Below are 23,386 nucleotides of genomic sequence, written 5' to 3'. Positions count from 1 at the left end.
CATTCGTCCTGGATGGCTTAAACCTCCAAGAAGGGTCGATAGCAATTAACCGTGATCGGCGGCTTTCGACTCAAAGCGGACAACCGCTAAAGTAGGAGTTCAGCGAGAGCCGAAGGCACTCCGCTTCAATTAAGGTTTAGATGTAAGGTTGTTCCGCTTAGCTTCTAGAATTCTCAATAAGATGTTCCACGTCATACAGAAAGCCGTTACGAATAGCTCTTTTAGTTCTTTCCAGACTGCCAAGCATATGGTTTACAGGGACCTTGGTCGTACCAAAAGTGAATGACGTTGACTCAGAAACTCGTTGGCGCTCGTTCACTGGGCTGGCGATCACTGCGAAGAGCAAGGAGCCGATTAATGCTAAAGGGAACTGCAACTTCCCGTTGAGCGTGCCGATGTAGGCTGCGTTGACAAACTCCACCTTTTCCGAGAGCTCGCCGTCGTGGAGTAAAGAGCAGCGCATGACTTTGTAGACAATATCTTCGAACTCAATGTATTCGCTAGAATTCGAAATTTCGAACGAAAGGCTACCCGTTTTAGCCGGTGTTCCATTGCTTAGTGACCAAAGAATAAAAGGCAGGCTGTCTTTCAAGAATTGTTTACAGCGCTCAGAGGTCTTTTTTCTTGAATAAAGCTGCTTAGCTGTGCCATCGATAGCAATTGCCAGTTGTATGAACGCATTTTCGGCATCCCCTAGAGCGAGCTTATTGGTGCATTCTTGAATTCGCGCTGCAATGGTCAATAGCGCCTCCTCTGGATTTTAGGCAAACATGATAATTTCAAAATTGTAGACTGTGATGATTAAAGTAGGCCAATAATCGCTCGCCTGTTATCAGCCGAAAGTAGACAGACAAAAGCCACTCACCTCAAATTCCAACGCTCAATATTGGCTCCTATGGAGTCACTGACTTTTTTAGCGTGCTGCCGTAAAGATTTTGAAAGTTCCTCTATTCGTTGGACGGTAACAGGCTCATATTTACCCTCGTTCAGCCTTCTAGCAATCTGGTTCAAATTTCGACCTATCGCCAAAAGTTGATAGTTCGACTCTCCAAGGCTTTCGATTTCTTTCATTGAATACTGAGGCTCGTGAGTCAGCGTTGCTCTAACCGCATCAACAATAAATTGCCGAATAGAACTACCGGCTTCTTTCGCTCGTATCTCCAAGGCTTCACGTTCGGAGACGGTCAAAAGTATCTCAAAGCGTTTTTTAGTTTCCCGACTGGTTTCCTCAACTTGAGTGAAAACCGTCCTAGCCTTGTCTGCCTGCAATCCGGCAAGTTGCTTTTTAATCGCTTCCCGCAACGCAGCACCCGGTTTTTTGCCTACAGATGCACAATATTCGACCCAAGGAATTTTGAGGTCGCCCAAGTAAACATCCATGTATAGGGACGCTTTCTTAGGTTTTTCTTGTTCTCCACTCATAACAGCCACCCAATCCCATTCAAATTGTCCAAATTCCCAGACTACCCCGGTAGTTCACCGGCGGTTAGCCTATCCTGCAATAGTCCTTACCCCAGTCCGTTTCTTGGTCATGACCAAGGTTTTTTCTGTTGATGTACTGCGTCTCATCTGATGGCTCACAGACGACCAGCTATCCCAAACTAACTCACCCAACCTTAAATTCCTTGGTCATGACCAAGGAATCCCAATCCGACAAGTAAAGAGGTTTCCGATCGTGATTGGCGTCTATGGGTGTCAAGGGCAACACCGGAAGCCGTAGCGCCCACCAGGGCGACCGGGTGAGGATGTTGGGCGTAGCCTTCACCCTTGATACGCATGGATGCCTTACAGCCTGTTGGCAAGGGGTAGGAGCAAGGCAAAGCCGCTGAACCTGCCCCCGCAGCCTGTCCGGCAAGGTCGGACGCGGTATGCAACCCGAAGGGGGTTGCTCCAGGTACTACACGACTCAAATCCTGTTAGCGTTCATGCTCCTGGCTTGGTAACGGGTATGAGCGAGCAATGATCTCCATGAAATTTTCGTATTCACGGCGACCGAGGGTAGAAGGTTTGGCTCCAGTACGTTTTGCAGCCAAGGTTATTTCCTCAACATCTCTAGCGTGGCTAAAGACAAGATCAGCCTGCAACGCAGTTAAGGATGCTGGATCATTCATGCGATCCCATTGCTGTAGCCAGTGAGCAATGGGTTTGCTATCGGGAACGCCTCCCATCGACACCCGCATCAGACGCAGCAGGGCGTGGTGCTCATTAATCGTAAACACCGCTAATCTCCTTTGCTCGCAGTGCCACCTTGGCGGCCCCACTGGGTTTTCTGTAGCCTTTCTATAACGTGCTGACGGTAGGCGGGATTAAGCATCGAGTTCCCCGCTGCAAGATGGTTCAAACGACCAGCTGTGACCATTTGTCCGCTTTGCAGGTCTCGTCTTGTACTTTGTCTGTTTAGCCCATGAGTCACAGGCGATGCAGCAGCCTGGGCAACATCTCGCAGACTGATGCCTGCCGAAGAGATGCCACCGGCCAAGGCTGCTCCAACCGCATATGCCCTCTGCAACAAAAAGAGCGTCACGCCCGTAACGATCAGGATTTCAAGCATGGTGGCAATCGGGTGATCAGTGGTCACTGCCAACACCTTGGCGGTAAGCGAACTGAAGAACGTCGTACCCATGCCAAGAACGGTAGTCACTAAGGCTATCTGCATGATGGGAGTCATCACCTGCCCAATCCAACTATCAAACCACTTGGCCGTCACTGGAAACATTAGCATTGCGATAAAAAAGGGGCCGATACCCAGCATGACGGTCAGCATGATTTTGGAGGTAATGACCATGGCACCTGCTGGAATGGCGATAAGGAGCGTAGCGATATAGATAATGATGGCGTTCAACAAGTCCCAAACCACCATGCCGATTTCATACCAGCTTCTCTTGCCCATTTTGTCGAGCATGTCGCCACCAATCTGAAAGCCATCCGACACAACCTTATCCATGACCTGATAGACGGAGGTCGCTGCCACGCCGCTACCTGATGCCGAGAAGGCATCTGCCAAGCCTGCCTCCAAACCGCGCAGGGCCTCAACTACCCATGTAAGGTAAGTCGGAGCGGTCAACGCCAAGCCGCCTATGAGCAAGAACTTGCCGCAGGTTTTAAGAAAAACAGATGCCGGAATTTCTACGTATCCCAGGATCACAGCAAACCCCATCAGCACAAAGGTCAACGTTCCACCGAAGATCAAGGTATCGGAGAACATGGAAATGACATTGCTTGACGTGACTTGCACGAACGTATCCAGCGTCATGTCGATGCTTTCGCCAATCCACCCAAAGATATTCGATTCAATAGCCATGTCATTGCCCCCCTTCCAGCGCATTTATGGGAGCATGTTTCGTATAACCTCGCTTCTCGACGGCCAGATGGTTTGCCGCTGTAATGGCATTGATGCAGTTGGAGGATGTGCCTAGTTCGCCTGGATTGGCCTGGCACTTGGCAATCATCGCTGTGCGTTCGACCTCATGGGCCTTGTACCAGTCGACGGTTTGAACGGGAGTGCTCTCGGAGCAGCCGGTCAGGAAGGCAGCGACGACCAGGGCGATAGAAAGCTTTTTCATTGCCCTTCCTCCTGGGCTTCGTGTTGTTGCAACACGTCCAGAGCGTGGGCCAACTCAGCAGCGTCGATGATGCGCAACATCGCCACGGTACGCAAGGCACTTTCCCGGGTGCCAGCCAAATGACCGGCAAAGCGTTCGCCGGAATTACCCAACACGAATACGCTAGCCCCCAGGCTTGCCAAAGAGAGAAAAACAGCAACAGGGGAGGCAATTACAGTCTGCCCCAGCATGGCAAAACCAAGCCAATCCAGAACGGCAATTACGAACGGACTCGCGGCGAACGCCACAGCCAGAACGTCACCCCGTACAAGTGCAGGAGCACGGCGGCCAAGCTCACGAACAAAGCCCATACGGCTAATGCACAGCCACCACCTCTGCATAGACAAGAGCATGAAGAAGCAAGCAATCAGAATAGGGATGTGAATATAAGAAGTCATGATGCTTCCCCTCATTCGCTCAACAAGTTGAAAGGCTGATGCTTGGTGTACTCTCGGTTGGCAAAGACCTTGGCATTGATTTCACGCTGCCGCTGTTGCTGCAAGCGATCTTCAGCCGAAGCAACCATTGAGTACATCTGCAGCTTGGTCTGCTCGTTTTGAATCAATGCTTGCTCAGCCGCGATACGCCCTTGCAGCTCTGCGATCGACTTAGGGTCTTGTGTGCGATTGATCTCTTGCATCAAGGCATCAATCTGCCCTAGGCGCTCTTTGGCCTTGTCGTAGGCATCCAAAGCAAACGCTTTATCTTGAGCACCCTTCACTGCTTGCGCTTCGCAACTGATCCGGCTTTGCTCATCCGTATGGTTTACGCAGGTGTCGTAAATTTTGTTGTCGTTATAGACCTGGCCAGCCCGGCCACTTAGCCCTGCATAGCCACCACTTTTAACGCTGTCATAGACGCCCTGCCAGTCGTCCGGAAGATAGTCTCGCAACGCAGGGTTGTTCAGAACATCGCCCAAGCCGCGAACCCCAGTAATTGACTGATACTCCTGCTTCATCTGGTCGATCTGGCTGACCATTTGATCGTATTGCAGCTTCCATTTCGCCATGGTTTCCACTTGCTGCTGAACACTCGTTTTGATGGCTGCTCCATCAGTCACAGGTATCTGGGCCAGCGCCTGCGAGGAAATTAGGACGAGAGAAACCGCTACGCCCGTGGGCATAGAAAAGATTTTCATGTTATTTGCTCCGAAGTATGGAAAGACTTGCGGACACTGGTCGGTACTGTTCCCGTCTGTCAGACCTTGTTTAAGGGTCGTACCCGGCTCGCTACGCGTTCTTGGGGTGTGGTCTAAGCGGTCGTTCTGTTCCCGACGGTCAGGGCTGTTTTAAGGCCCGCATCCAGCACGAATGATTTCGTTCTTGGGACGGTCAGTATCCTTACTACTGCAGCTTCTAGGTGTACAACTTGTCGCTAAGCCTGCTTTTGCTGCTTTGAGGTTGCCAGTAATTTCATCAACTTCCTGGTTTCTTCTTGCCCTCTCTGCTTGTCTACCGGATGTGTTTCCACAGGCGGCACCGAACTCTGTGCTGAAGCCTGCTTTCGCTGACTCACAATTTTGCTAGCTCCAACTGGATTAAATTGTCCCGCCAAGAGTTTCTTTTTCACAGAAAAAAGCCAGCTGACCCGCGATAATTTAATCTTGCCCGCCTGAATGGCGTAAGCAAGTTCGTCCAGCAGTTGCTGTGCATCTTGCACCGAGAGGCCCTTCAGTCCATTAGTGATGCTTTGGTGCTCCTCGCTTGTCAGCTGAGGAGGGAAAATCAAGTCGCGATGCGCCTGAGTAGTAGTATTTATTACAGATAGTATTTCTATACTGCTTGTATTACTTTGCGTTGGATTTGCCATTGGCGGTTTATCCACAGGCGGGTTTTCCGTACGTGGATAAACCAATATTGGTGACTTAGCTTGGATAAAACGCTTAGCCCTTTTGGTTGGCGTATAGCCGTCATTGCTTAGCCAACGGTCGGAGATCAAGGTCCAATCACTGTTGTTGTACCTTCCAGCAGCATCACGAATTCGTTCGATATTGAGATAACCCAGTTCCTGCAACTCCCGAACTTTGCTCCTGATGGAGTCACGGCCGTTCTTGCGCTTGGCCTTGGATAAGAAGGCAATCGACAACGTCATATTCGCGCTGTAACTATTCAACAATGTCCACAGCCCCAGTGCAGTCAAAGAAATATCCGGATCTTCGACAATAATCCTAGGGGTGCTTATGGCGTTGTCGTGATTGAACTGCTTACGAAGGGTGATGCACTCTGCACTCATAGCTGATCCTGCGAATCATCAAGCTGAAGCACATCATGCACCTGGGCAGTACGAAACCGAATGCGTCGTCCAATGCGAACAATTGTCGGCTTCAGGCGCTGCGAAGTTTCATTGTTGTTGGAAATTGAGTTTCTGACACTCACGGCTGACCGCCCTAAAACCTGAGCAATATCCTCTACGGTCATTAGAGGACCGAACTTATCTAACATATATTTTTTTACCGTCATTACAACTCCTAGCGCACATGCAAGTAAGTTAATAATCTGCTCACACAAGATAAGAGCAAGTACGGTTATTGTTGTTAGACGCATCCTCTCAGTCAACCACCAAAAGCAACGCAAGCCATTGAAATAAAACCAAAATACCCTATTTTGGTTTTCCTTTATGAATAAATGATTGAATAGTGTAGTTTTCACAAGCCAATGAATACATTGGCATTAAATAAGCCAAAAAACCAATATATATAATTTTGGTTTTTACATATAAATCTGTTTTTCCACGCTAAAAAATAATTTTGTTTCGCTTTGTAAATTAAGAAATCCCCTCCACTTTCAAGCTCTACAAGGTGCAGCTATGCCCTAAAAAAGCTTATCTAACTTTCCGACCAAGTCCTCTGCGCGAAGATGTGTATAGCGTTTGAGCATTTGCATGGACTTATGACCGCTGATCGCTGAGACCTCCTGGTCACTAAGACCCGCCTCAACAAAACGGCTAACAGCCTCATGTCGCAGGTCATGAAAGCGAAAATCCACTAAGCCGACCTCTCGCTTAGCATCATTCCACGCCTTATCGAACAGGTAAGGACGGCGCATCCCGTCCCGCCCAGGCTCACCGAAAAAAATCAGGCTGGTCTCACCCGGACGCATTGGGTTATTTAAGGCATCGCGAAATGTGGCCGTAGCTGAAACGGTAAGCGGGACAGTCCGAGGCGAAGAGTTTTTTGTGTGTTCCAGGCGTACTATTCGACGTTCCAAGTCCACCTGTTCAACACGTAGCGTTGTTATCTCTGACAAGCGCATACCGGTCTCTACGGCGATTCTGACGATCCACCCGAACATTGGGTTGGAATGTCTGTCTGCGGTCGCTAGAAGGCGTTTCTGTTCGTCTGGGGTCAATCGACGATTACGCCCAGCCCCAGGCGCGGGGCGTCGAATATTGGCGACTGGGTTGGTAGGTAGACCGATGCCCCATTCTTTGATGGCAATCGTAAACAAGTGCCCCAATAGAGCTAGTTCAAGCCGTACCGTGTTGTTGCTTCTCGACTTACGTATCCCCTTGGCATCCTCATCACCTGCAAGCCGCATATCTCGGAAGTCAGCAATGATGTCAGGGGAAAGTGCGGCAAGGGAGTACTTACCAAGATGATTGATGATGGTTTGAGCTTTCTTGTGCTCACCAACTTGCGTAGAAGGACGCTTGGTAGGAGTCACTTCTTTCAGGTAGCGCTTGAGTGCCGCGGCTACCGTCATGCGCTCAGCAGGGGCTCGCTGAATGTAAACGCCACGCACCATTTCATCCTCAGTACGGCGAGACCAATCTTCGGCATCGCGTTTGGTACGAAATGTTTTGGCTACTGGGGGCCAACCCGTTTTACGAATGAGTGCTTTCCAGGTGCCAGAGGGTGTCTTAACAATCGTCGCCATACATGCTCCGTCGAACGCATTGCGCTGCGTCAGTGTACCGAAACTGTACCTAAGCGAACTTTTAAGAAAATCCCCCAGTACTGGGGCTAAGACTTGAATCGCGCTAAGTGCTTGTGAACACTAGGGATTTTTGAGTGGTGCCCGGGGCCGGAATCGAACCGGCACGCCTTGCGGCGGGGGATTTTGAGTCCCCTGCGTCTACCAATTTCACCACCCGGGCTAGGTATGGCAACCTGGGAATCCAGGCTTGGAAGGAAAGATTGTTATTATACGCAGATTACTGGGGGTTTTGGCAAGCGCTACAGCAATTTTTTTTAATTTAGCCTGAGTCTAAAAACATTCCTGCCTAAAACCTATCTAAACGCCCGTTTTTCGCCTGCTTTGTCACAAATGCTTAAGCAAGAACGGGCGGTTCTCGGCTGGCAGAAACCTGCCCCACTCTTAACTATACTCAAGCCAGGACTACAAATAAAAACAGGCCAGGAACACTACCCTGGCCTGCTCAATTCTCTGCTCTGCGTCTGGGGTTTAGTCCCCTGCCACAGCCTGCCCGTTACGAATCCACTCTCTCCAGATCGCAACCAATAAAGCCATCAAGACCGGGCCGATGAACAAGCCCACGATACCCATTGTTTGCACACCGCCAACCAGGCCAAAAAAGGTCGGCAGGAATGGCAGTTTCACCGGGCCACCAACCAAACGTGGTCGAAGTGTTTTATCGACGATGAATAGTTCAATAGCGCCCCACAGGAACAGGCTGACACCGGCAACCAGATGGCCGGAGCCCACCAAGTAGAGCGACACCAAGGTAAAGGACAAAGGCGCACCACCTGGGATCAGCGCCATGAAGCCAGTAATCACACCCAGCAGCACGGGTGAAGGCACCCCTGCAATCCAATAGGCAATCCCCAAGACCACACCCTCACCCAAGGCAATCAAGCCCATGCCGGTGACTGTGGAGTTGACGGTAGCAGGCACTACGCGGGAGAAACGCTGCCAGCGGCCTGGCAAAATTCGCTCGCCAACAATATCCAATTGCACCAGCAGTCTGTCGCCGTCTTTGAAGATGAAAAACAACGTGATAAGCATGAACAGCACGGTCAGCAACAGGTGGAATACGTTGCCAGTAGCGGAGAGGACCATGCGATAGATATTGCCCAGATGCTGGCCGCTGACCATCTCGACCAGTTCGCCCAGCGCGTGGGGTTCGCCCAAGTAGACCTGCCAATACTCGGTCAAGCGCTCACCCATCAGGGGCATGGCTTTGATCCATTCAGGGGTCGGTGTGCCGTAGCGGTTGGCGGCCAGCGCCCAGGTGATGAAGCTGCTGGCTTCCTGGATCGCAAAGGACAAGGCCAGGGACAAAGGCACAACCAGAACAACTGTGACAACCAGCAGGGCCAATGTGGCCGCCAGTGCAGTGCGGCCATTGCAGCGTACGACTAGCCGTTTATATAAGGGCCAACCGGCCAGACCTATGATCAGCGCGGCCAGAACAGGGACCAGAAATCCCTTCAAAAAGTAGACGCCTGCGGCCAGCAATAGCAGCAATAGCCAGCGAGCGATGAGAAATGCGGGTAAGACGGGTTGCATAAACGGTGGAGACCCTCTTGTCTATTGGTCTGGGCATGGGTCGGTGCCCGAAAGTTTTTTTGACGATAGCATGATCACAGCCCAAGGAATACCCGTTTCTTACAACAAGCTGATAACACTTTTCAAGGTGGAAGCAGGCTCTGAGCGGCACCTGCGATCTGCATAGGGTCAAGACTCATCATGGCGGGCTGGGTGGTAGCATCAGGACTGGGTCGGCTCGATGGGACTGACTCGGATCTAACGCTCAATGAACTGCACCTCACACCGCGCCCTGCCAAGTCTACTCCTGCTGCTGTGAAGCGGCTTAAACGCCGCACACTAAAGCTTGAAATCCGCAACAGATATTCAGGTCTTGTGAGCCTCAGTCACTTGGGATTGGTAACAGGCATTAGGTGCTGGTGCTGGTGCTGGTGCTGGTGCTGGTGCTGGTGCTGGTGCTTTCAGTCTGCTCTTGCAGGATTCCCGGCTGCTGTATCTGTAGGCAATAAAAAACGCCCTTAGGCTGGATGCCTCAGGGCGTTTCTCTATATTTAGGGGCTTTTTTAGAAAAGGCCGTGACGGCTCTGGCCCTCTTTATGGCCCCCAAGAGCAATCATGCTCAGGGTGCCACCGGCAATGCACGCTTATGCGCCGAAGCCCGGAAAGTCTTGATGATGATCTGCGTGGCCTCATCATCAATGGCTTTGCCTTCCAGAAAATCATCAATCTGGTCGTAACTGACACCAAAGGCATCTTCATCTGGTTTCAGAGGGCTCAGGCTTTCCAGATCAGCGGTAGGGACTTTGAAGACCAGAGCTTCAGATGCGCCCATCGCAGTCGCCAAGGCGCGCACACGTCGTTTGTTCAGGCCAGCCAAGGGGGTAATGTCAGCAGCGCCGTCACCGAACTTAGTGAAGAAACCCATCAAGGCTTCGGCCGCATGGTCTGTACCGACCACCAAACCACCGTTCGCACCAGCAATCGCGTACTGCGCCACCATGCGCTGACGGGCTTTGATATTGCCCATCAGAAAATCCTGTTGTGCGGCATCGCGGAATTTCAGGCCGGAGGCCAGCAGTTGCTCCAGCATTGCATCTGATGCGGGCTTCACGTTCACGACCAAGGTCTGGTCGGGATTGATGACCTTCAGGCCACCTTGGGCATCTTTCTCGTCAGCCTGCTCACCGTAGGGCAAACGCACAGCGATGAATTGCGCTTGATGACCTTGCTCGCGTGCCTGCTCTACAGCGCGCTGAGACAGACACCCTGCAGCCAGGGAGTCCACGCCCCCGCTGATCCCCAGGACCAGGCTACGGCAGCCGGTGCGCAGCAGATAGTCACTTAGAAAGCGGACGCGGCGTTCGATTTCTTGCTGAACATCGAAATGATCCGTGATCCCCAATTCCGCACGGATACTGGATTGCAAAGCGCGTTGATCATCAGTCATGGCGCAGGCTCTCTACACAAAGTGAACAATAGTTCGATTGTAAAGGACTGGAGGAACTGTGTGATATGGGATCCTCATTTATTAAAAATGGATTCTGTATATAATCTTCAGTCAAGAAAAACAAATTCGCCCTGACTGAGACAAGTCCTTTATCTACTGCTCGGGCATCATAAAACCAGCCCACGTCATCCGGTGCTCTGCATGCAATCATGCACTGTTCAAGCTCCTGCTGGCGTCCGGCTTATCAGACATACTCCATGAGATCCTCAACCGAAATCGCAGATGAAATTCTTAGACGTATTCAATCCGGCCACTACCGGCCTGGCGACTCGCTGAGTCAATACGAATTAGCAGAAGAATTTCAGACTAGCCGCACACCTGTTCGGGAGGCCTTGCGCTTTTTAGAGGCGCGCCGTGTAACCTCACTCACCAAAACCGGGCGCACGATTGTTACGATCCCCTCTGCCAAATCAATCCGTGAGGCTTTCCAGATTCGGGCCGAGTTAGAGGGACTTGCAGCGCAATTAGCGGTGGACTGGATCAAAGATACGGACCTGGAAGTGTTGATGCAGCATCAGACCGACTATGCCCGCACGCTACGATCACGTGTGCGCGGTGAAGAAGGGTCAGAATGGTTGCAGCACAATCGCTCTTTCCATGACCTGATTACAGTAAGCAGCCACAATGAGCGCCTGCACGAGCTGATTCAGGAACTTCAGAACGATAGCGTCTCCAGCGCTTTGAGCTTTGCCTCGAAAATGCCGCCGCGTTTGATGGAAGAGAATATCCTGGAGCACGAGGCCATCATTTCCGCACTAGCTGATCGCAATGGCACAGCCGCCCGCGAGGCCATGACAGAACACGTTGCCAAGACCATGAATCTGGTACTGGACTGGTTACCGGAGCGTTAAAACAAAAAAACAGTGCCACCCGCAAGGAGAGGTGGCACTGCACAATCAAGGTAATTGGCTATCCCCCACGCCAATTACCCGATTGTTAAAACCGCGGCCTGCTCACGTGCAAGCAATCCTCTACCAGTTGGGCCACATCCACCAACCACTCATCCTGATACAAGCCCGCAACCAGTTGCAGCCCGACTGGCAAGCCAGACTCGCTGATTCCGGCAGGCAGGGAAATCGCAGGCTGCCGCGTCAAATTAAAGGGATAGGTGTAAGGATTCCAATCCAGCCAATTCTGCGAAGCGGCATCAGCCGGAGCTTCCCGACCCGCCTCAAAAGGCAGTATCGGAACGGTAGGCGTCAGGATCAGATCAAACTGCGCAAAATGCCGGAGCATGGCCTCCCCCAGCTTTTGTCGGCCGATCAAGGCTTGGTAATAGTCCGACAAGCTGTTGTGCTGACCCTTGCTGGCAACCCGGCGCAGGCCCTCATCCACCAAGGGGCGCTGTTGGACAGATACCTGATTCACTAGCCAGGCCGTGCCTGCTTCCCAATGCGCTGTAATCAGCTCTTTTGCACCGGCCAGGGGGAGCTCGGTAGGCACGATATGCGCCCCCTGCTCTTGTAGCTTATCAGCCGCTGCCTGGATGATTCCTCGGACCTCGGGGCTGCACTGCTCATCCAGATGCAGACCGATACGCAGGCCCTGCAATGTATGAACGGGAGCCCGCACCTGACGCGGCAAAGGCACCGAGTTCCAGTCGCGTGGGTCTGCTTGCATCATGACGCTCAGCAAGCCTTTCAGGTCTGCCACGGATCGGGCCATGGGACCTACATTGGATAAGGTCAGCATCGGGCCGGCAGGCCAGGCAGGTACGCCGCCGAAGGTGGCTTTCATACCTGTGACGCCGCAAAAGCTGGCGGGAATCCGGGTGGATCCACCGCCGTCTGTGCCAATTTGCAGCGTCCCCATGCCTGCAGCCAGTGCCGTAGCCGCACCGCCGCTGCTGCCCCCGCTAGTCAAACTGAAGTCCCAGATATTGCGTGTGACTCCTGTTAAGGGGCTGTCGGCGGTTCCCTTCCATCCAAACTCCGAGGTCGTCGTTTTACCCACCAGCACAGCCCCGGCCTCACGCATCCGTGCAACGGCAGGAGCATCGTCCTGGGCGGCATCCGTGATCCGTGCTGCACTTGAACCATAGCCAGTCGGCAAGCCACGCACCAGAAGCAAGTCTTTAACTCCATAGGGAATGCCGTCCAAAGGGCCACGTTCAGCACCTGCTATCCAGCGCGCTTCTGATTCGGCTGCTTCTTGCAAGGTCAAAACACGGTTCAGATAACAGTAGGCATTAACAATGGGGTTCCAGCGATCTACCGCATCCAGCGTTGCCCGCGCCACATCCACGGGAGACACCACCTTGCTTTGATACAAGCGGCGCAACTCATCAGCACTGGCGTAGATCAGATCAATAGACATTGGAGACGTCATATCCACCCCGCTGTCTGGCTTGCTCATTTGTCCATCAGATTGGCAGTTCAACATCATGCTGCGGCCTCCATCAGACGAACCAGCACCAGAGAAATATCAGGCACATAAGCCAAGATAAACAGGACAATGATGGCGGCTATCACAAAGGGCATGACACCTCGCATCACGACCTCGTAAGGCTGGCCAGAGACGGAGACAGTGGTAAACAGATTCAGACCAAAGGGAGGCGTGAAGAAGCCCACAACCAGATTGACGCAGAACACCACGCCCAAATGGATAGGATCCACACCCAATGCAATTCCGATGGGAACCAGAATCGGGGCCAGGATCACGATGCTGGCCGCCGCATCCATCACGCAACCGACCAGCAGCAAAAACACCACCAACAAAGCCAGGTACAAAAACTGCGTATCCAGCAGAGGCGTCAGTTCAGTCACCATCAACATGGGGATACGCGCCGAGGCCAAGATCCAGCCGAAGATACCGGCTGCGCCCAGGATAATACCCACCATGGAAGAGGTTTCTACCGAGCTTTTCATGGCTTGCCACAAGGTGCTGACGGTGAATTGCCGATAACACACACCCAGCACCAAACTGAACACCACACCCACAGCAGCGGCTTCCGTAGGTGTGAACACACCACCATAAATTCCGCCCAGGATCACTACGGGCATCAATAAGGATGGAATCGCCTTCAAGGTAACCATCACCATTTCTTGCGCGGTATAAGAACGCGCGGGGGTTTTCGGCACCTTCAGCTTTATGGTCAAGAGCGCATGAGTCAGCATGAAGGCCAGAGCCATCAACAAACCGGGCAGGATATTGGCCACAAACAGCTTGGGGATAGAAACGTTGACGGTTGCGCCATACAGGATCAAGGCAATGCTGGGCGGAATGATATTGCCCAAGGCACCGGACGAAGCGGTAATCCCTGTCGCCAAAGAAGCCGGGTATTTCTGCGCGATCATCGCGGGCATCATGATGGCGCCAATGGCCGCCACCGTCGCCGGAGCCGAGCCGGTCAAGGCACCAAACATGGCACACGCAATCACCGTCACGTAGCCCAGTGCGCCATGGACGCGCCCAACCAGCATGTCGATCAGATCAATCAGGCGCTTGGACAAGCCCGCCTTTTCCATCAGGTTTCCCATCAGGATAAACAGCGGCACCGCCAGCAAGGGGAAGGAATCCAGCCCTGCCATCACTCGCTGCGGTACAACAATCAGTGGCCGCATGCCGGTAAACAGCAAAAACAACGCACTGCACAGCAGCAATGAAAAAGCGATAGGAATACCTGCGATAAACAGTGTGAACATCAAGCTAAAGAGCAGGAGTGCTTCTTGCATTTACACGCCCTCCAAAGCAGGAGCTGGCTGGTCTCGATACCCATCCAGCAAGGCATTCAAACACTGCACGGCAATAAGCACGCCTCCCACCGGCAGCGCTGCGTACACATAGGCCATGGAAATGCGCAACGCAGGGCTAAGCTGTTGATAAACGATGGCAATCAGTTGCAATCCCTGCACCAGCAAGACCAGCGCGCAAGTCAAAATGGCGATCTGCACGATGCCGTTATGCACCCGACGGGCTTTGCCCTTCAGGCGCATGACCAGCAAGTCGATCACCGCATGACCATTGCTTTTAACCAGCACAGCCGTGCCCAGCATGATCATCCAGATAAAGCTGTGCCGCGTAATTTCCTCAATCCACGGCGGGGAGTAACCCATAAAATAGCGCCCGGCCACCTGTACCGATGCAGCCAGCACAATCAGCCCCAAAAATACCGCCCCAAAAATTCTGCATAGCGTATCCAGGCGGGTACTGACTCTATCGGCCCAATCGAGCAAAGAATGTTTCATGATAGATATCCGACGAGGATTACTGAGAAAGTGCCATCGCACGAGCAACCAGATCGGGATCAATCACCGTCTTGTATTTCTCATAGATAGGAGCCACGGCTTTACGAAACTGCGCCCTATCCACGTCCGTGTTTATAGAGACCCCCGCATCCAGCAGTTTTTTCTCGACTTGCGCTTCGCTCTGGACCAGGAACTGGCGCTGCTCCCGCACTGCTTCAGTGGCAGCCTGTTGAAAAATCGTTTTTTCATCGGCAGACAAGGTATCCCAGACCCGTCCGGAAATCACAATGGGCATTGCGTTATAGACATGCTCTGTTCTGGACAAATAGGGGGCCGCCTCATAAAAGCGACTGGTATGAAAAAGAGCCGTCGGATTTTCTGCACCATCAATCGTCTTTTGCTGCAGGCCGGTAAACAACTCCGGATACGCCATAGGAGTGACATTGACGCCCAATGCCTGCCAGGTATCCACATAAATAGGACTTTCCGGCGTACGCACTTTCATCCCGTTCAAATCCGCCAAACTGCGGATAGCGTGCTTGGAGTTGTACAGATTCCGAAAACCACCATGGCCCCAGCCCAGAATTTTCAGGCCAGACTTTTCCAGGTCGGCCTCGATCGGATCCGTAAAGCTGGAATCCAGGGTTGTGAACGCAGTCTGGTAATCCTTGAAGAGATAAGGCAAGTCAAACACCATCGCCTTTTTCTCAAAGGAGCCTAAGGTAAAACTGGCCAGCAGACTCATGTCCACTGTGCCTAACTGCATGCCTTCAGCCACATCGCGCTCGCCACCCAGTTGGGCACCGCCCAGTACTTGCACCTTGATGGCACCTTGGGTTTGCTCTTCTACTCGTTTGGCAAAATTCGTGGCCAAGTAGTGGTACATGTCTTCGCCCTGCTCAACTGATACATGGGCAAGCTGTAGCGTTCGCGAGCCTTTGCTCTCATTGTTAGCCGTGTCGTTGGAAGCGCTTTTACCGCATCCACTCAATGCGCCCAGCATCGCCAGAACAGCGATTCCCAGTCGTGTCATTCGTTTCATGATTGTCCCCCTGCATCCTGTGGTAGTGAACTTCTGCTCAGTTTTAATAATTTGTCCAAGCTGGCCCTGATCGGGCTTTTTTCTGCTTTTTAATGCTGCCCATGCATTCCGGCATGAGCAGCTTTCCTGTGACTCGCTATGCAAGTTGCACCGCTTACACCGCTCTGGATTCTTCCTCTAGGGAACGGCGGGTTTTCATATTGAAGCGGCCTTCATAAATAGCGGGCTGGCGGGTCGTCGGCCCCATGTATTGCACGTACAGAATCTCGCCATCTTCCAGGGTCGTCAGCGCATGCTCAAAGTGCGGATCGGGGTGAAACACCATGGTGCCTTCGCCGTACACCACACCATTGATCTCGAACTTGCCCGCCAGGATGTACCAGATCTGGGCGAAGTAATGGCTGTGCAAAGGATGGCCAGAACCTTTCAGATACTTCACAACCCCGGCGTTGGGGATGGTGGGATCTTCCTGGGTGGGATGGAACATCATCTTGGTGAATTGCCCTTCGTAGCGCAGATTGTCCCAATCCAGATCGTCCCGGTGCTTGACAGTCATTTCCCGGTGAGCCGCAGTCAAGGGGCCGCCTACCCCTCCAGGATTAAGAATCGGAGCCAAGGTAATTGGATCTATTTCACTCATCACTTCCTCCTTAAAAACCAAATTAACAAAATGGGATCCCGTTTTGCATGAAATGGATTCTATCAGGACGATGAGGCCGGAATATTCGTATTTACCCGGTACGTTTCTTCCAGGCATAAAAAAACCCCACCTGCCAAAGGCAGATGGGGTTTTGATGAACTGGACTAGTGCTTAGCGATCCAGTTGCGACACATCACGCACTGCACCACGGTCAGCCGACGTCGCCAAAGCGGCATAAGCTTTCAGAGCTTGCGACACGACACGTTCTCGGTTCACTGGCTTCCAGGCCTTGGCACCACGCGATTCCATTTCGGCGCGGCGTGCAGCCATTTCTTCATCGCTGATAGCCAAGTGAATGCGACGGTTGGGGATGTCGATCTCGATGGTATCGCCATCTTGCACCAGGGCGATGTTGCCACCCTCGGCCGCTTCAGGCGAAGCATGACCAATCACCAGACCGGACGAACCGCCGGAGAAGCGGCCATCGGTAAACAAGGCCGAGCTTTTGCCCAGACCCATGGATTTCAGGTAGGAGGTGGGGTACAGCATTTCCTGCATACCAGGGCCGCCTTTGGGGCCTTCGTAGCGAATGATGACAACATCGCCCGCCTTGACCACGCCGTCCAGAATGGCAGCGACGGAATCGTCCTGGCTTTCGTAAACGCGAGCGGTGCCGGTGAAGGTCAGAATGCTTTCGTCCACGCCAGCGGTTTTAACGATACAACCGTTGATGGCCAGGTTGCCGTACAGCACAGCCAAGCCACCGTCTTGGGAGTAAGCATTCGCCTTGTCGCGGATACAGCCTTTGACGCGGTCGCTATCCAGATCCTGGTAGTAACGGTCTTGGCTGAACGCCACTTGAGTAGGAATACCGCCGGGGGCCGCGCGATAGAAGTCGCTAATGGCTTTGACGTTATCGCCCTTGATGTCCCAGCGCTTGATGGCTTCACGCAAGGTGCCGCTGTGTACGTTGCCCACATCCAGGTTCAGCAAATCGGCGCGGCCCAGTTCGGCCAGAATCGCCATGATGCCACCGGCGCGGTGCACGTCTTCCATGTGGAATTCGGGGGTAGCGGGAGCCACTTTACACAGGCAAGGCACGCGACGCGAAATCTTGTCGATATCGGCCATCGTGAATTCCACACCGGCTTCCTGGGCAGCAGCCAGCAAGTGCAGCACGGTGTTGGTGGAACCGCCCATGGCCACATCCAGCGTCATGGCGTTTTCAAAGGCCTGGAAGGTGGCGATGTTACGTGGCAGGACGGATTCGTCGTCTTGCTCGTAGTAGCGTTTGGCCAGATCCACAATCAGGCTGCCAGCGCGCTCGAACAAGCCTTGGCGGCGAGCATGCGTAGCAACAATGGTGCCGTTACCAGGCAGGGACAGGCCCAGAGCCTCGGTCAAGCAGTTCATGGAGTTGGCGGTAAACATACCCGAACAGGAGCCACAGGTAGGGCAAGCGCTACGCTCAACCGCTTCAGCCTGTTCATCAGTCACGTTAGGGTCAGCGGCTTGAATCATGGCGTCCACCAGATCCAGCTTTTGCACCACGGTCTTGCCGTCTGGCGAGTAGACCTTGCCCGCTTCCATCGGGCCGCCCGACACAAAAACAACAGGAATGTTCAGGCGCATGGCGGCCATCAACATACCGGGGGTGATTTTGTCGCAGTTGGAGATACACACCATGGCGTCGGCACAGTGGGCATTGACCATGTATTCCACCGAGTCGGCGATCAATTCGCGCGAAGGCAGGGAATACAGCATGCCGCCGTGACCCATCGCAATACCGTCATCCACCGCAATGGTGTTGAACTCTTTTGCCACACCGCCGACCGCTTCAATTTGACGGGCAACCAGTTGGCCCATGTCTTTTAGGTGTACGTGACCGGGTACGAATTGCGTAAAGGAGTTCACCACCGCAATGATCGGTTTGGAGAAATCCTCGTCTTTCATACCGGTGGCGCGCCACAGGGCACGCGCGCCGGCCATATTACGACCGTGGGTCGAGGTACGGGAGCGATATTGGGGCATGACTACTCTCTGAACAGGAAAATTATGTAAAGATACCTATCATAAACGTCCCAAGGCGCTTTGTGCGCTTCATGGTCGGGCAGACGTCTTACAGTAGGGCGGCTACCGATCTGGCACCCAGAATCCTTTGCAGCAAAACCCCTTATTTCACAGGAGATCTATTATGCCGCAGGCCGTGCCTGACCTTTCCAACCTGCTTAGACAGGACATCCGCTTTCTGGGCAAAGCCCTGGGAGAGGTGATTCGTGATAGCGAAGGAAAGGCGACCTTCACGCTGATTGAAGCCCTGCGCCGGGCTGCTGTCAGTTTCAGACGTGAACACGATCCGCAGCAAGCACGGATTCTGGAAAAAGACATTCCCAAGCTGAACGATGCGCAGGCCCGTTCCGTGGCCCGTGCCTTCGCTTACTTTCTGCACCTGTCCAATATTGCCGAGGACCGCGACCAGAACCGTCGCCGCGAGGAACAAGACCCCGAGCAACTGCTGGGCAGCCTGCAACACGCGATTCAGACCTTGATGGATCAGGGACTGAGCGCCAAAAAAATTCGCCGCTATTTGCAAGAAGCTTGTGTGATGCCGGTGCTGACGGCCCACCCGACCGAAGTTCAGCGCCAAAGTACGCTGGCTGTGCATATGGCTATTGCCGATGAGCTGAACGGTCTGGATCACAAGGCCAGCGCCACGCAATCGGCCCGCACCCAGGAAAAACTGACTGGTCTGGTGTCCCTGCTGTGGCAAACCCGCATGCTGCGCGATCACAAGCTGACTGTCATGGACGAGATCGATAACGCGCTGGCGTATTACGGCTCCACGTTCCTGCCCACGATTCCGCAGCTCTACCACGATCTGGACCGTTTGCTGGAACCCGGCAAGAAAAGCCTGCTGGATCAAAAAACACGCTCCCTGCCCGCCTTCTTGCGCATGGGTAGCTGGATTGGTGGTGACCGCGACGGCAACCCGAATGTTGGCCCTGAAACCGTTGAACAAGCGGTGCTACGCCAAGCTACACGCGCGCTGCAACACTATCTGGAACAGATTCGCCTGCTGGGTACAGAAATCTCCGTGTCCGACGCGCTGAACCGCGTCAGCAAAGACCTGGCGGCCTTGTCGGCCAGCAGCCAGGACCCGTCGCCACACCGCGTAGACGAACCTTATCGCCGCAGCTTTATTCATCTGTACGCCCGTATGGCGGCCACGGCACAAAACTTGCTGGGTCGTGACCTGGCTGATCGTCCCACCTACGCCGCCCCAGCCTATGCCAACCCGCAAGAGTTCAAGGCTGATCTGCAAATCATTGCGGACTCCCTGGCTGAAAACAAAGGCGGTGCCATTGCGGGTCTGCGTTTGAATGAATTGATTCAAGCCGTAGAGGTTTTTGGCTTCCATCTGGCCACATTGGACCTGCGTCAAAGCTCGGACGTACACGAGCGCGTGCTGGACGAGCTGTTCCGCGTGGCAGGCACTCTGTACAAGGACGAGCCCGTCAATTACCGCCAGTTGTCCGAAGAAGACCGCATCACCTTGCTGCGCTCAGAGCTGCGCCACCATCGCCCTCTGGTTTCGCCCTGGTATCGCTACTCGGAAGAGACCGAGAAAGAGTTGTCCATTCTGCGCAAAGCTGCCGAATGCCGCCGCCGCTTTGGAGCGCGCGCCTTGGAACAAACCATTGTGTCGCACACCGAAACGCTCAGCGACTTGCTGGAAGTGCTGGTGCTGCAACAGGAAACCGGCCTGATCGTGCCCAACTCCAACGAGCCGGAGCACCAAGGTCTGATGGTCGTACCCTTGTTCGAGACTATTCCTGACTTGGAGCGTGGCCCGCAAATCATGCAGGAATGGCTGGATATGCCTGAAATCCGCCAACGCGTACGTCACGCTCAAGACAGCGTGCAGGAAGTGATGCTGGGCTATTCGGACAGTAATAAGGACGGTGGCTACCTGACCTCCAACTGGACGCTGTACCGTGCCGAGCGTGAATTTGCGCAGGTGTTCTCGCGCCGCAAAGTGCGCCTGCGTCTGTTCCACGGTCGTGGCGGTTCGGTAGGCCGAGGCGGTGGCTCCAGTTTCGACGCTATTCTGGCGCAACCTCCCGGCACCGTGAACGGCCAGATTCGTCTGACCGAGCAAGGCGAGATGATTCAAGGCCGCTACAAAGACGCGGACGTGGGTCGCTGGCATCTGGAGCTGTTTGTCGCCGCCACGCTGGAAGCCAGCCTGGGTTCGCGCAAAGGCTCGTCCAACGACGACGAGCATCTGGCTGCCTATGGCGAAGCGATGGCCTGGATGTCCGAGCAGGCACATCAAAGCTATCGCCAACTGGTCTATGGCACACCGAACTTTGATCAGTACTTCTTCCAGTCCACACCGATCAAGGAAATCGCAGGGCTGAATATTGGCTCGCGCCCATCGTCACGCAAAGCTACACAGAGCATTGAAGACCTGCGCGCCATCCCCTGGAGTTTCTCCTGGGCGCAATGTCGTCTGCCTATTCCCGGCTGGTACGGCATGGGCACCGCACTGAATCGCTATCTGGAATCCGGCCTGCCCAAAGACGGCCTGAATCGTGCCAAGCGTCTGGCGCAGTTGCAGACCATGGCACGCGATTGGGCCTTCTTCCGCACGCTGCTCTCCAATATGGAGCAGGTGTTGGCCAAGACTGACCTGGATATCGGCCTGAAATACGCCGGTCTGGTCGAGGACGAGGCCTTGCGTGAGAGCATCTTCACCCAGATCCGCGACGAGTTCGAGCTGACGCACCAACTGTTCCGCGAGATCACCGGACACGAACTGCTGGCACACGATCAGGCCTTGCAGGATGCACTGGTTGAACGCTTTGCCTATATCGATCCGCTGAATCACTTGCAGGTCGAGCTGCTGCGCCGCCATCGCCGTCTGGGCGAGAAAGCCAACAAACCGACACGCAGTGGCGTCAACAAGCAGCACGTCATTCACCTGACGATTAACGGTATTGCCGCTGGCCTGCGTAACTCGGGCTAAGGAGAAAACCGGGAACTTAGCGATATTAATTACTTTTATAAATAAGCTAATTTCCAAAAGAAGTTAAGAGCGTACAATAAACCATTACTACGTTTCTTGAAAAAAGCGTGGTCCTAAACGGGATCACGCTCTCTGGCTTATGGTGCTCGCAATCATCCTGGGAATTCTGACTGGCCTCTCGCTAGGTTTGACCGGCGCAGGCGGCGGTATTCTGGCCGTTCCAGCTCTGGTTCTGGGCATGGGCTACAGCATGACAGCCGCCACACCCGTGGCCTTGTTGGCCGTAGGAGCCGCCGCCCTGGTCGGCGCTTTGGATGGTTTGTACAAGCACATCGTGCGGTATCGCGCCGCCATGTTCATGGCTGTGACCGGTGCCCTGGTAACGTCGCTGGGGGTACGCATCAGCCATGCTTTACCAGAAAAAGTCCTGGTGACCTTGTTTGTCGCCATCATGTTGTGGATTGCGACCAAGATGCTGCGTCGCCCCGCAACAGTCCCACATACGCACACCCCTTGCTGCCTGAACCCCGAGACGGGACGCCTGCGCTGGACACCAGTGGGCACCGTCACGCTGGCCGCTATCGGCGCGGTAGCCGGTTTGTTTTCCGGGATGTTGGGCGTGGGCGGCGGTTTTCTGATCGTGCCCGCATTGAAGCGTTTCAGTGACCTGTCCATGCACAGCATTGTGGCGACATCGCTCATGCTGATAGCGCTGATTTCCTTAAGCGCGTCAGCCATGAGTTTGGCTCATGGTGCCGTCATTCCGATCAGCGGTTGGGTATTTGTAGCGTCGGCTATGGCTGGAATGGTGATAGGCCGACAACTCGCCCCCCATATTCCTTCTGTACGCTTGCAACAGGGTTTCAGCATTTTGACTGCGGTGGTCGCCCTGTCCATGCTGGCCCGCACTTATCTGTTTTAAGTCGGGATTCAATAAATAGAATCCCGCTCAATCTGCACTGGATATGTGGTCTTGAGCCAAGCACAGCACTTGGCTCAGGGCTGAACACGGCCTGATTTATTCGCAGATACTGCCGCCACCGTCCTGCGGGTTCAGGCGGTAGTCGCTGAAAGAGCCACCCTCACGCGGGCGCACAGCAACAATACGCTGAACAATATGATCCGGGTCGGCCCGGAAACCATGCTCATAGGCCACGATGTCCAGATCCGCACACCAGCGCAGCAGTTCGCCCGGCTGCAACAGAAAATCCGGGTTGCGCGGCGTGTTGTATTGCTCATTGCCCACACCGAAGGTTTCATAAACCAGGACTCCGCCCGGCTCCAGGCTTTCCAGCAAGGTGGGCATCAAGGGGCGCCACAGATACTTGGTCACCACCAGCGCATTGAATTTACGCCCGGCAAATGGCCAAGGACCGTTTTCAATATCAGCCTGGATAATCTCGCCATAAGCAGCACTGGCCGCCACCGCTTCCGGATCCCGGTCTACACCGATCACGGTATTGCCACGTTCAGCCAACCAGCGGGCATTGCGTCCGCGACCACAGGCCACATCCAGGACCGTGCCCGGATTAGGAATCAAATGGGCCCATGCCTGTAACCAGGCGCTGGCCTGTCCCCTGTCGTTCATCCCTACCCCTTTGCTAAGCAGACAAAACGCTCATGGTAACGCAGCGGCAGCCAAGCTCAAGCACGGCACTGGCCTGGGCTACAATTGGCCCCGGTTCCACGCTATTTTTTTGAGGGTGTATGAAAGTTCTGCTGCAAAAACCCATCTTGCTCATGGCCGTTCTGTGCCTGCCTTTGTGGGTTATCTTCGGCAATTTCATCCTGGCTGCCAGTGCCTCCATCCTGATCGGGATGTTGGTGGGCATGATCCGTACCCTGCACCAAGTGACTGAGGCCAAAAAAGCCAGCGCCAAGAGCGCCGCCCCGGCTTCTTCCGAGACACCTAACGACAAGCCCAACTGACGC

General features: G+C 53.9%; 23 protein-coding genes and 1 tRNA gene. 4 read left to right on the top strand and 20 right to left on the bottom strand.

The annotated features are described in order from the left end of the window. Positions 1-157 precede the first annotated feature (157 nt). The 13 genes from JYG33_RS15850 to nadE all read right to left on the bottom strand — a co-directional run bounded on the left by JYG33_RS15850 (position 158) and on the right by nadE (position 10,496). Positions 158-742, bottom strand: a complete 585-nt coding sequence (locus JYG33_RS15850; RefSeq protein ID WP_207873132.1) for a hypothetical protein — start codon at positions 740-742, stop codon at positions 158-160. 119 nt (positions 743-861) lie between these two features. Further along, a complete protein-coding gene (gene mobC / locus JYG33_RS15845; RefSeq protein ID WP_243430205.1) occupies positions 862-1,422 on the bottom strand; it encodes a plasmid mobilization relaxosome protein MobC in 561 nt (186 codons plus the stop codon). 494 nt (positions 1,423-1,916) lie between these two features. Then, complete coding sequence (locus tag JYG33_RS15840) at positions 1,917-2,219, bottom strand: hypothetical protein (protein ID WP_207873131.1); 303 nt, start codon at positions 2,217-2,219, stop codon at positions 1,917-1,919. 2 nt (positions 2,220-2,221) lie between these two features. Beyond that, a complete protein-coding gene (locus JYG33_RS15835; RefSeq protein ID WP_243430204.1) occupies positions 2,222-3,301 on the bottom strand; it encodes a type IV secretion system protein in 1,080 nt (359 codons plus the stop codon). Position 3,302: 1 nt separating this feature from the next. Beyond that, on the bottom strand, positions 3,303-3,563 hold the full coding sequence (locus tag JYG33_RS15830; protein WP_207873129.1) for an EexN family lipoprotein: 261 nt from the start codon (positions 3,561-3,563) through the stop codon (positions 3,303-3,305). After that, positions 3,560-4,000: a hypothetical protein gene (locus JYG33_RS15825; RefSeq protein WP_207873128.1), complete on the bottom strand. Its 441-nt coding sequence runs from the start codon at positions 3,998-4,000 to the stop codon at positions 3,560-3,562. The genes JYG33_RS15830 and JYG33_RS15825 overlap by 4 nt, the downstream gene beginning before the upstream one ends. A gap of 11 nt (positions 4,001-4,011) precedes the next feature. Beyond that, positions 4,012-4,740 carry a P-type DNA transfer protein VirB5 gene (gene virB5, locus JYG33_RS15820; RefSeq protein ID WP_207873127.1) on the bottom strand — a complete coding sequence of 243 codons (729 nt, stop codon included), beginning with the start codon at positions 4,738-4,740 and terminating at the stop codon, positions 4,012-4,014. Positions 4,741-4,976: 236 nt separating this feature from the next. After that, positions 4,977-5,834 (bottom strand): hypothetical protein, encoded by an 858-nt coding sequence (locus tag JYG33_RS15815; protein ID WP_207873126.1) that lies wholly within the window; start codon positions 5,832-5,834, stop codon positions 4,977-4,979. Continuing rightward, positions 5,831-6,061 (bottom strand): helix-turn-helix domain-containing protein, encoded by a 231-nt coding sequence (locus JYG33_RS15810; RefSeq protein ID WP_207873125.1) that lies wholly within the window; start codon positions 6,059-6,061, stop codon positions 5,831-5,833. The genes JYG33_RS15815 and JYG33_RS15810 overlap by 4 nt, the downstream gene beginning before the upstream one ends. Positions 6,062-6,412: 351 nt before the next feature. Next, positions 6,413-7,477, bottom strand: coding sequence for a site-specific integrase (locus JYG33_RS15805; protein WP_207873124.1), 1,065 nt, complete (start codon positions 7,475-7,477; stop codon positions 6,413-6,415). Positions 7,478-7,612: 135 nt separating this feature from the next. Beyond that, positions 7,613-7,697, bottom strand: a tRNA-Leu gene (locus JYG33_RS15800). Positions 7,698-8,005: 308 nt separating this feature from the next. Then, positions 8,006-9,070, bottom strand: coding sequence for an AI-2E family transporter (locus JYG33_RS15795; protein WP_207873123.1), 1,065 nt, complete (start codon positions 9,068-9,070; stop codon positions 8,006-8,008). Between the two features lie 598 nt (positions 9,071-9,668). Continuing rightward, on the bottom strand, positions 9,669-10,496 hold the full coding sequence (nadE, locus tag JYG33_RS15790) for an ammonia-dependent NAD(+) synthetase (RefSeq protein WP_243430203.1): 828 nt from the start codon (positions 10,494-10,496) through the stop codon (positions 9,669-9,671). 257 nt (positions 10,497-10,753) lie between these two features. Between nadE and JYG33_RS15785 the strand changes: the two genes are divergently transcribed. After that, positions 10,754-11,407, top strand: coding sequence for a GntR family transcriptional regulator (locus JYG33_RS15785; RefSeq protein WP_243430202.1), 654 nt, complete (start codon positions 10,754-10,756; stop codon positions 11,405-11,407). Between the two features lie 85 nt (positions 11,408-11,492). On the opposite strand, the gene JYG33_RS15780 is transcribed toward JYG33_RS15785, so the two are convergent. From JYG33_RS15780 to ilvD, 6 genes are all read right to left on the bottom strand, one after another. Continuing rightward, a complete protein-coding gene (locus JYG33_RS15780; RefSeq protein ID WP_243430201.1) occupies positions 11,493-12,941 on the bottom strand; it encodes an amidase in 1,449 nt (482 codons plus the stop codon). Then, positions 12,938-14,230, bottom strand: a complete 1,293-nt coding sequence (locus JYG33_RS15775; protein ID WP_207873121.1) for a TRAP transporter large permease — start codon at positions 14,228-14,230, stop codon at positions 12,938-12,940. Before JYG33_RS15775 ends, JYG33_RS15780 begins: the two co-directional genes overlap by 4 nt. Beyond that, positions 14,231-14,743: a TRAP transporter small permease gene (locus JYG33_RS15770; RefSeq protein WP_207873120.1), complete on the bottom strand. Its 513-nt coding sequence runs from the start codon at positions 14,741-14,743 to the stop codon at positions 14,231-14,233. 19 nt (positions 14,744-14,762) lie between these two features. Further along, positions 14,763-15,785, bottom strand: a complete 1,023-nt coding sequence (locus JYG33_RS15765; protein ID WP_207873119.1) for a TRAP transporter substrate-binding protein — start codon at positions 15,783-15,785, stop codon at positions 14,763-14,765. Between the two features lie 154 nt (positions 15,786-15,939). Continuing rightward, positions 15,940-16,425 carry a cupin domain-containing protein gene (locus JYG33_RS15760; RefSeq protein WP_207873118.1) on the bottom strand — a complete coding sequence of 162 codons (486 nt, stop codon included), beginning with the start codon at positions 16,423-16,425 and terminating at the stop codon, positions 15,940-15,942. A gap of 171 nt (positions 16,426-16,596) precedes the next feature. Then, positions 16,597-18,456, bottom strand: coding sequence for a dihydroxy-acid dehydratase (gene ilvD / locus JYG33_RS15755; RefSeq protein WP_207873117.1), 1,860 nt, complete (start codon positions 18,454-18,456; stop codon positions 16,597-16,599). Positions 18,457-18,619: 163 nt separating this feature from the next. On the opposite strand from ilvD, the gene ppc reads away from it, so the two are divergent. Both ppc and JYG33_RS15745 read left to right on the top strand, forming a co-directional pair. After that, on the top strand, positions 18,620-21,454 hold the full coding sequence (gene ppc, locus JYG33_RS15750; RefSeq protein ID WP_207873116.1) for a phosphoenolpyruvate carboxylase: 2,835 nt from the start codon (positions 18,620-18,622) through the stop codon (positions 21,452-21,454). Between the two features lie 139 nt (positions 21,455-21,593). Further along, entirely contained in the window at positions 21,594-22,376 is a 783-nt protein-coding gene (locus JYG33_RS15745; RefSeq protein WP_207873115.1) for a sulfite exporter TauE/SafE family protein, read from the top strand. Positions 22,377-22,472: 96 nt separating this feature from the next. Here the strand turns inward: JYG33_RS15745 and JYG33_RS15740 are convergent, their stop codons facing one another. Continuing rightward, complete coding sequence (locus tag JYG33_RS15740) at positions 22,473-23,042, bottom strand: class I SAM-dependent methyltransferase (protein ID WP_207873114.1); 570 nt, start codon at positions 23,040-23,042, stop codon at positions 22,473-22,475. Between the two features lie 119 nt (positions 23,043-23,161). On the opposite strand from JYG33_RS15740, the gene JYG33_RS15735 reads away from it, so the two are divergent. After that, complete coding sequence (locus JYG33_RS15735) at positions 23,162-23,383, top strand: hypothetical protein (RefSeq protein ID WP_207873113.1); 222 nt, start codon at positions 23,162-23,164, stop codon at positions 23,381-23,383. The last annotated feature ends 3 nt before the right edge of the window (positions 23,384-23,386 follow it).

The organism is Alcaligenes sp. SORT26, assembly GCF_017377875.1.
Lineage (GTDB): Bacteria > Pseudomonadota > Gammaproteobacteria > Burkholderiales > Burkholderiaceae_B > Alcaligenes > Alcaligenes parafaecalis.
This window is presented reverse-complemented; position numbering and strand designations above follow the sequence as displayed.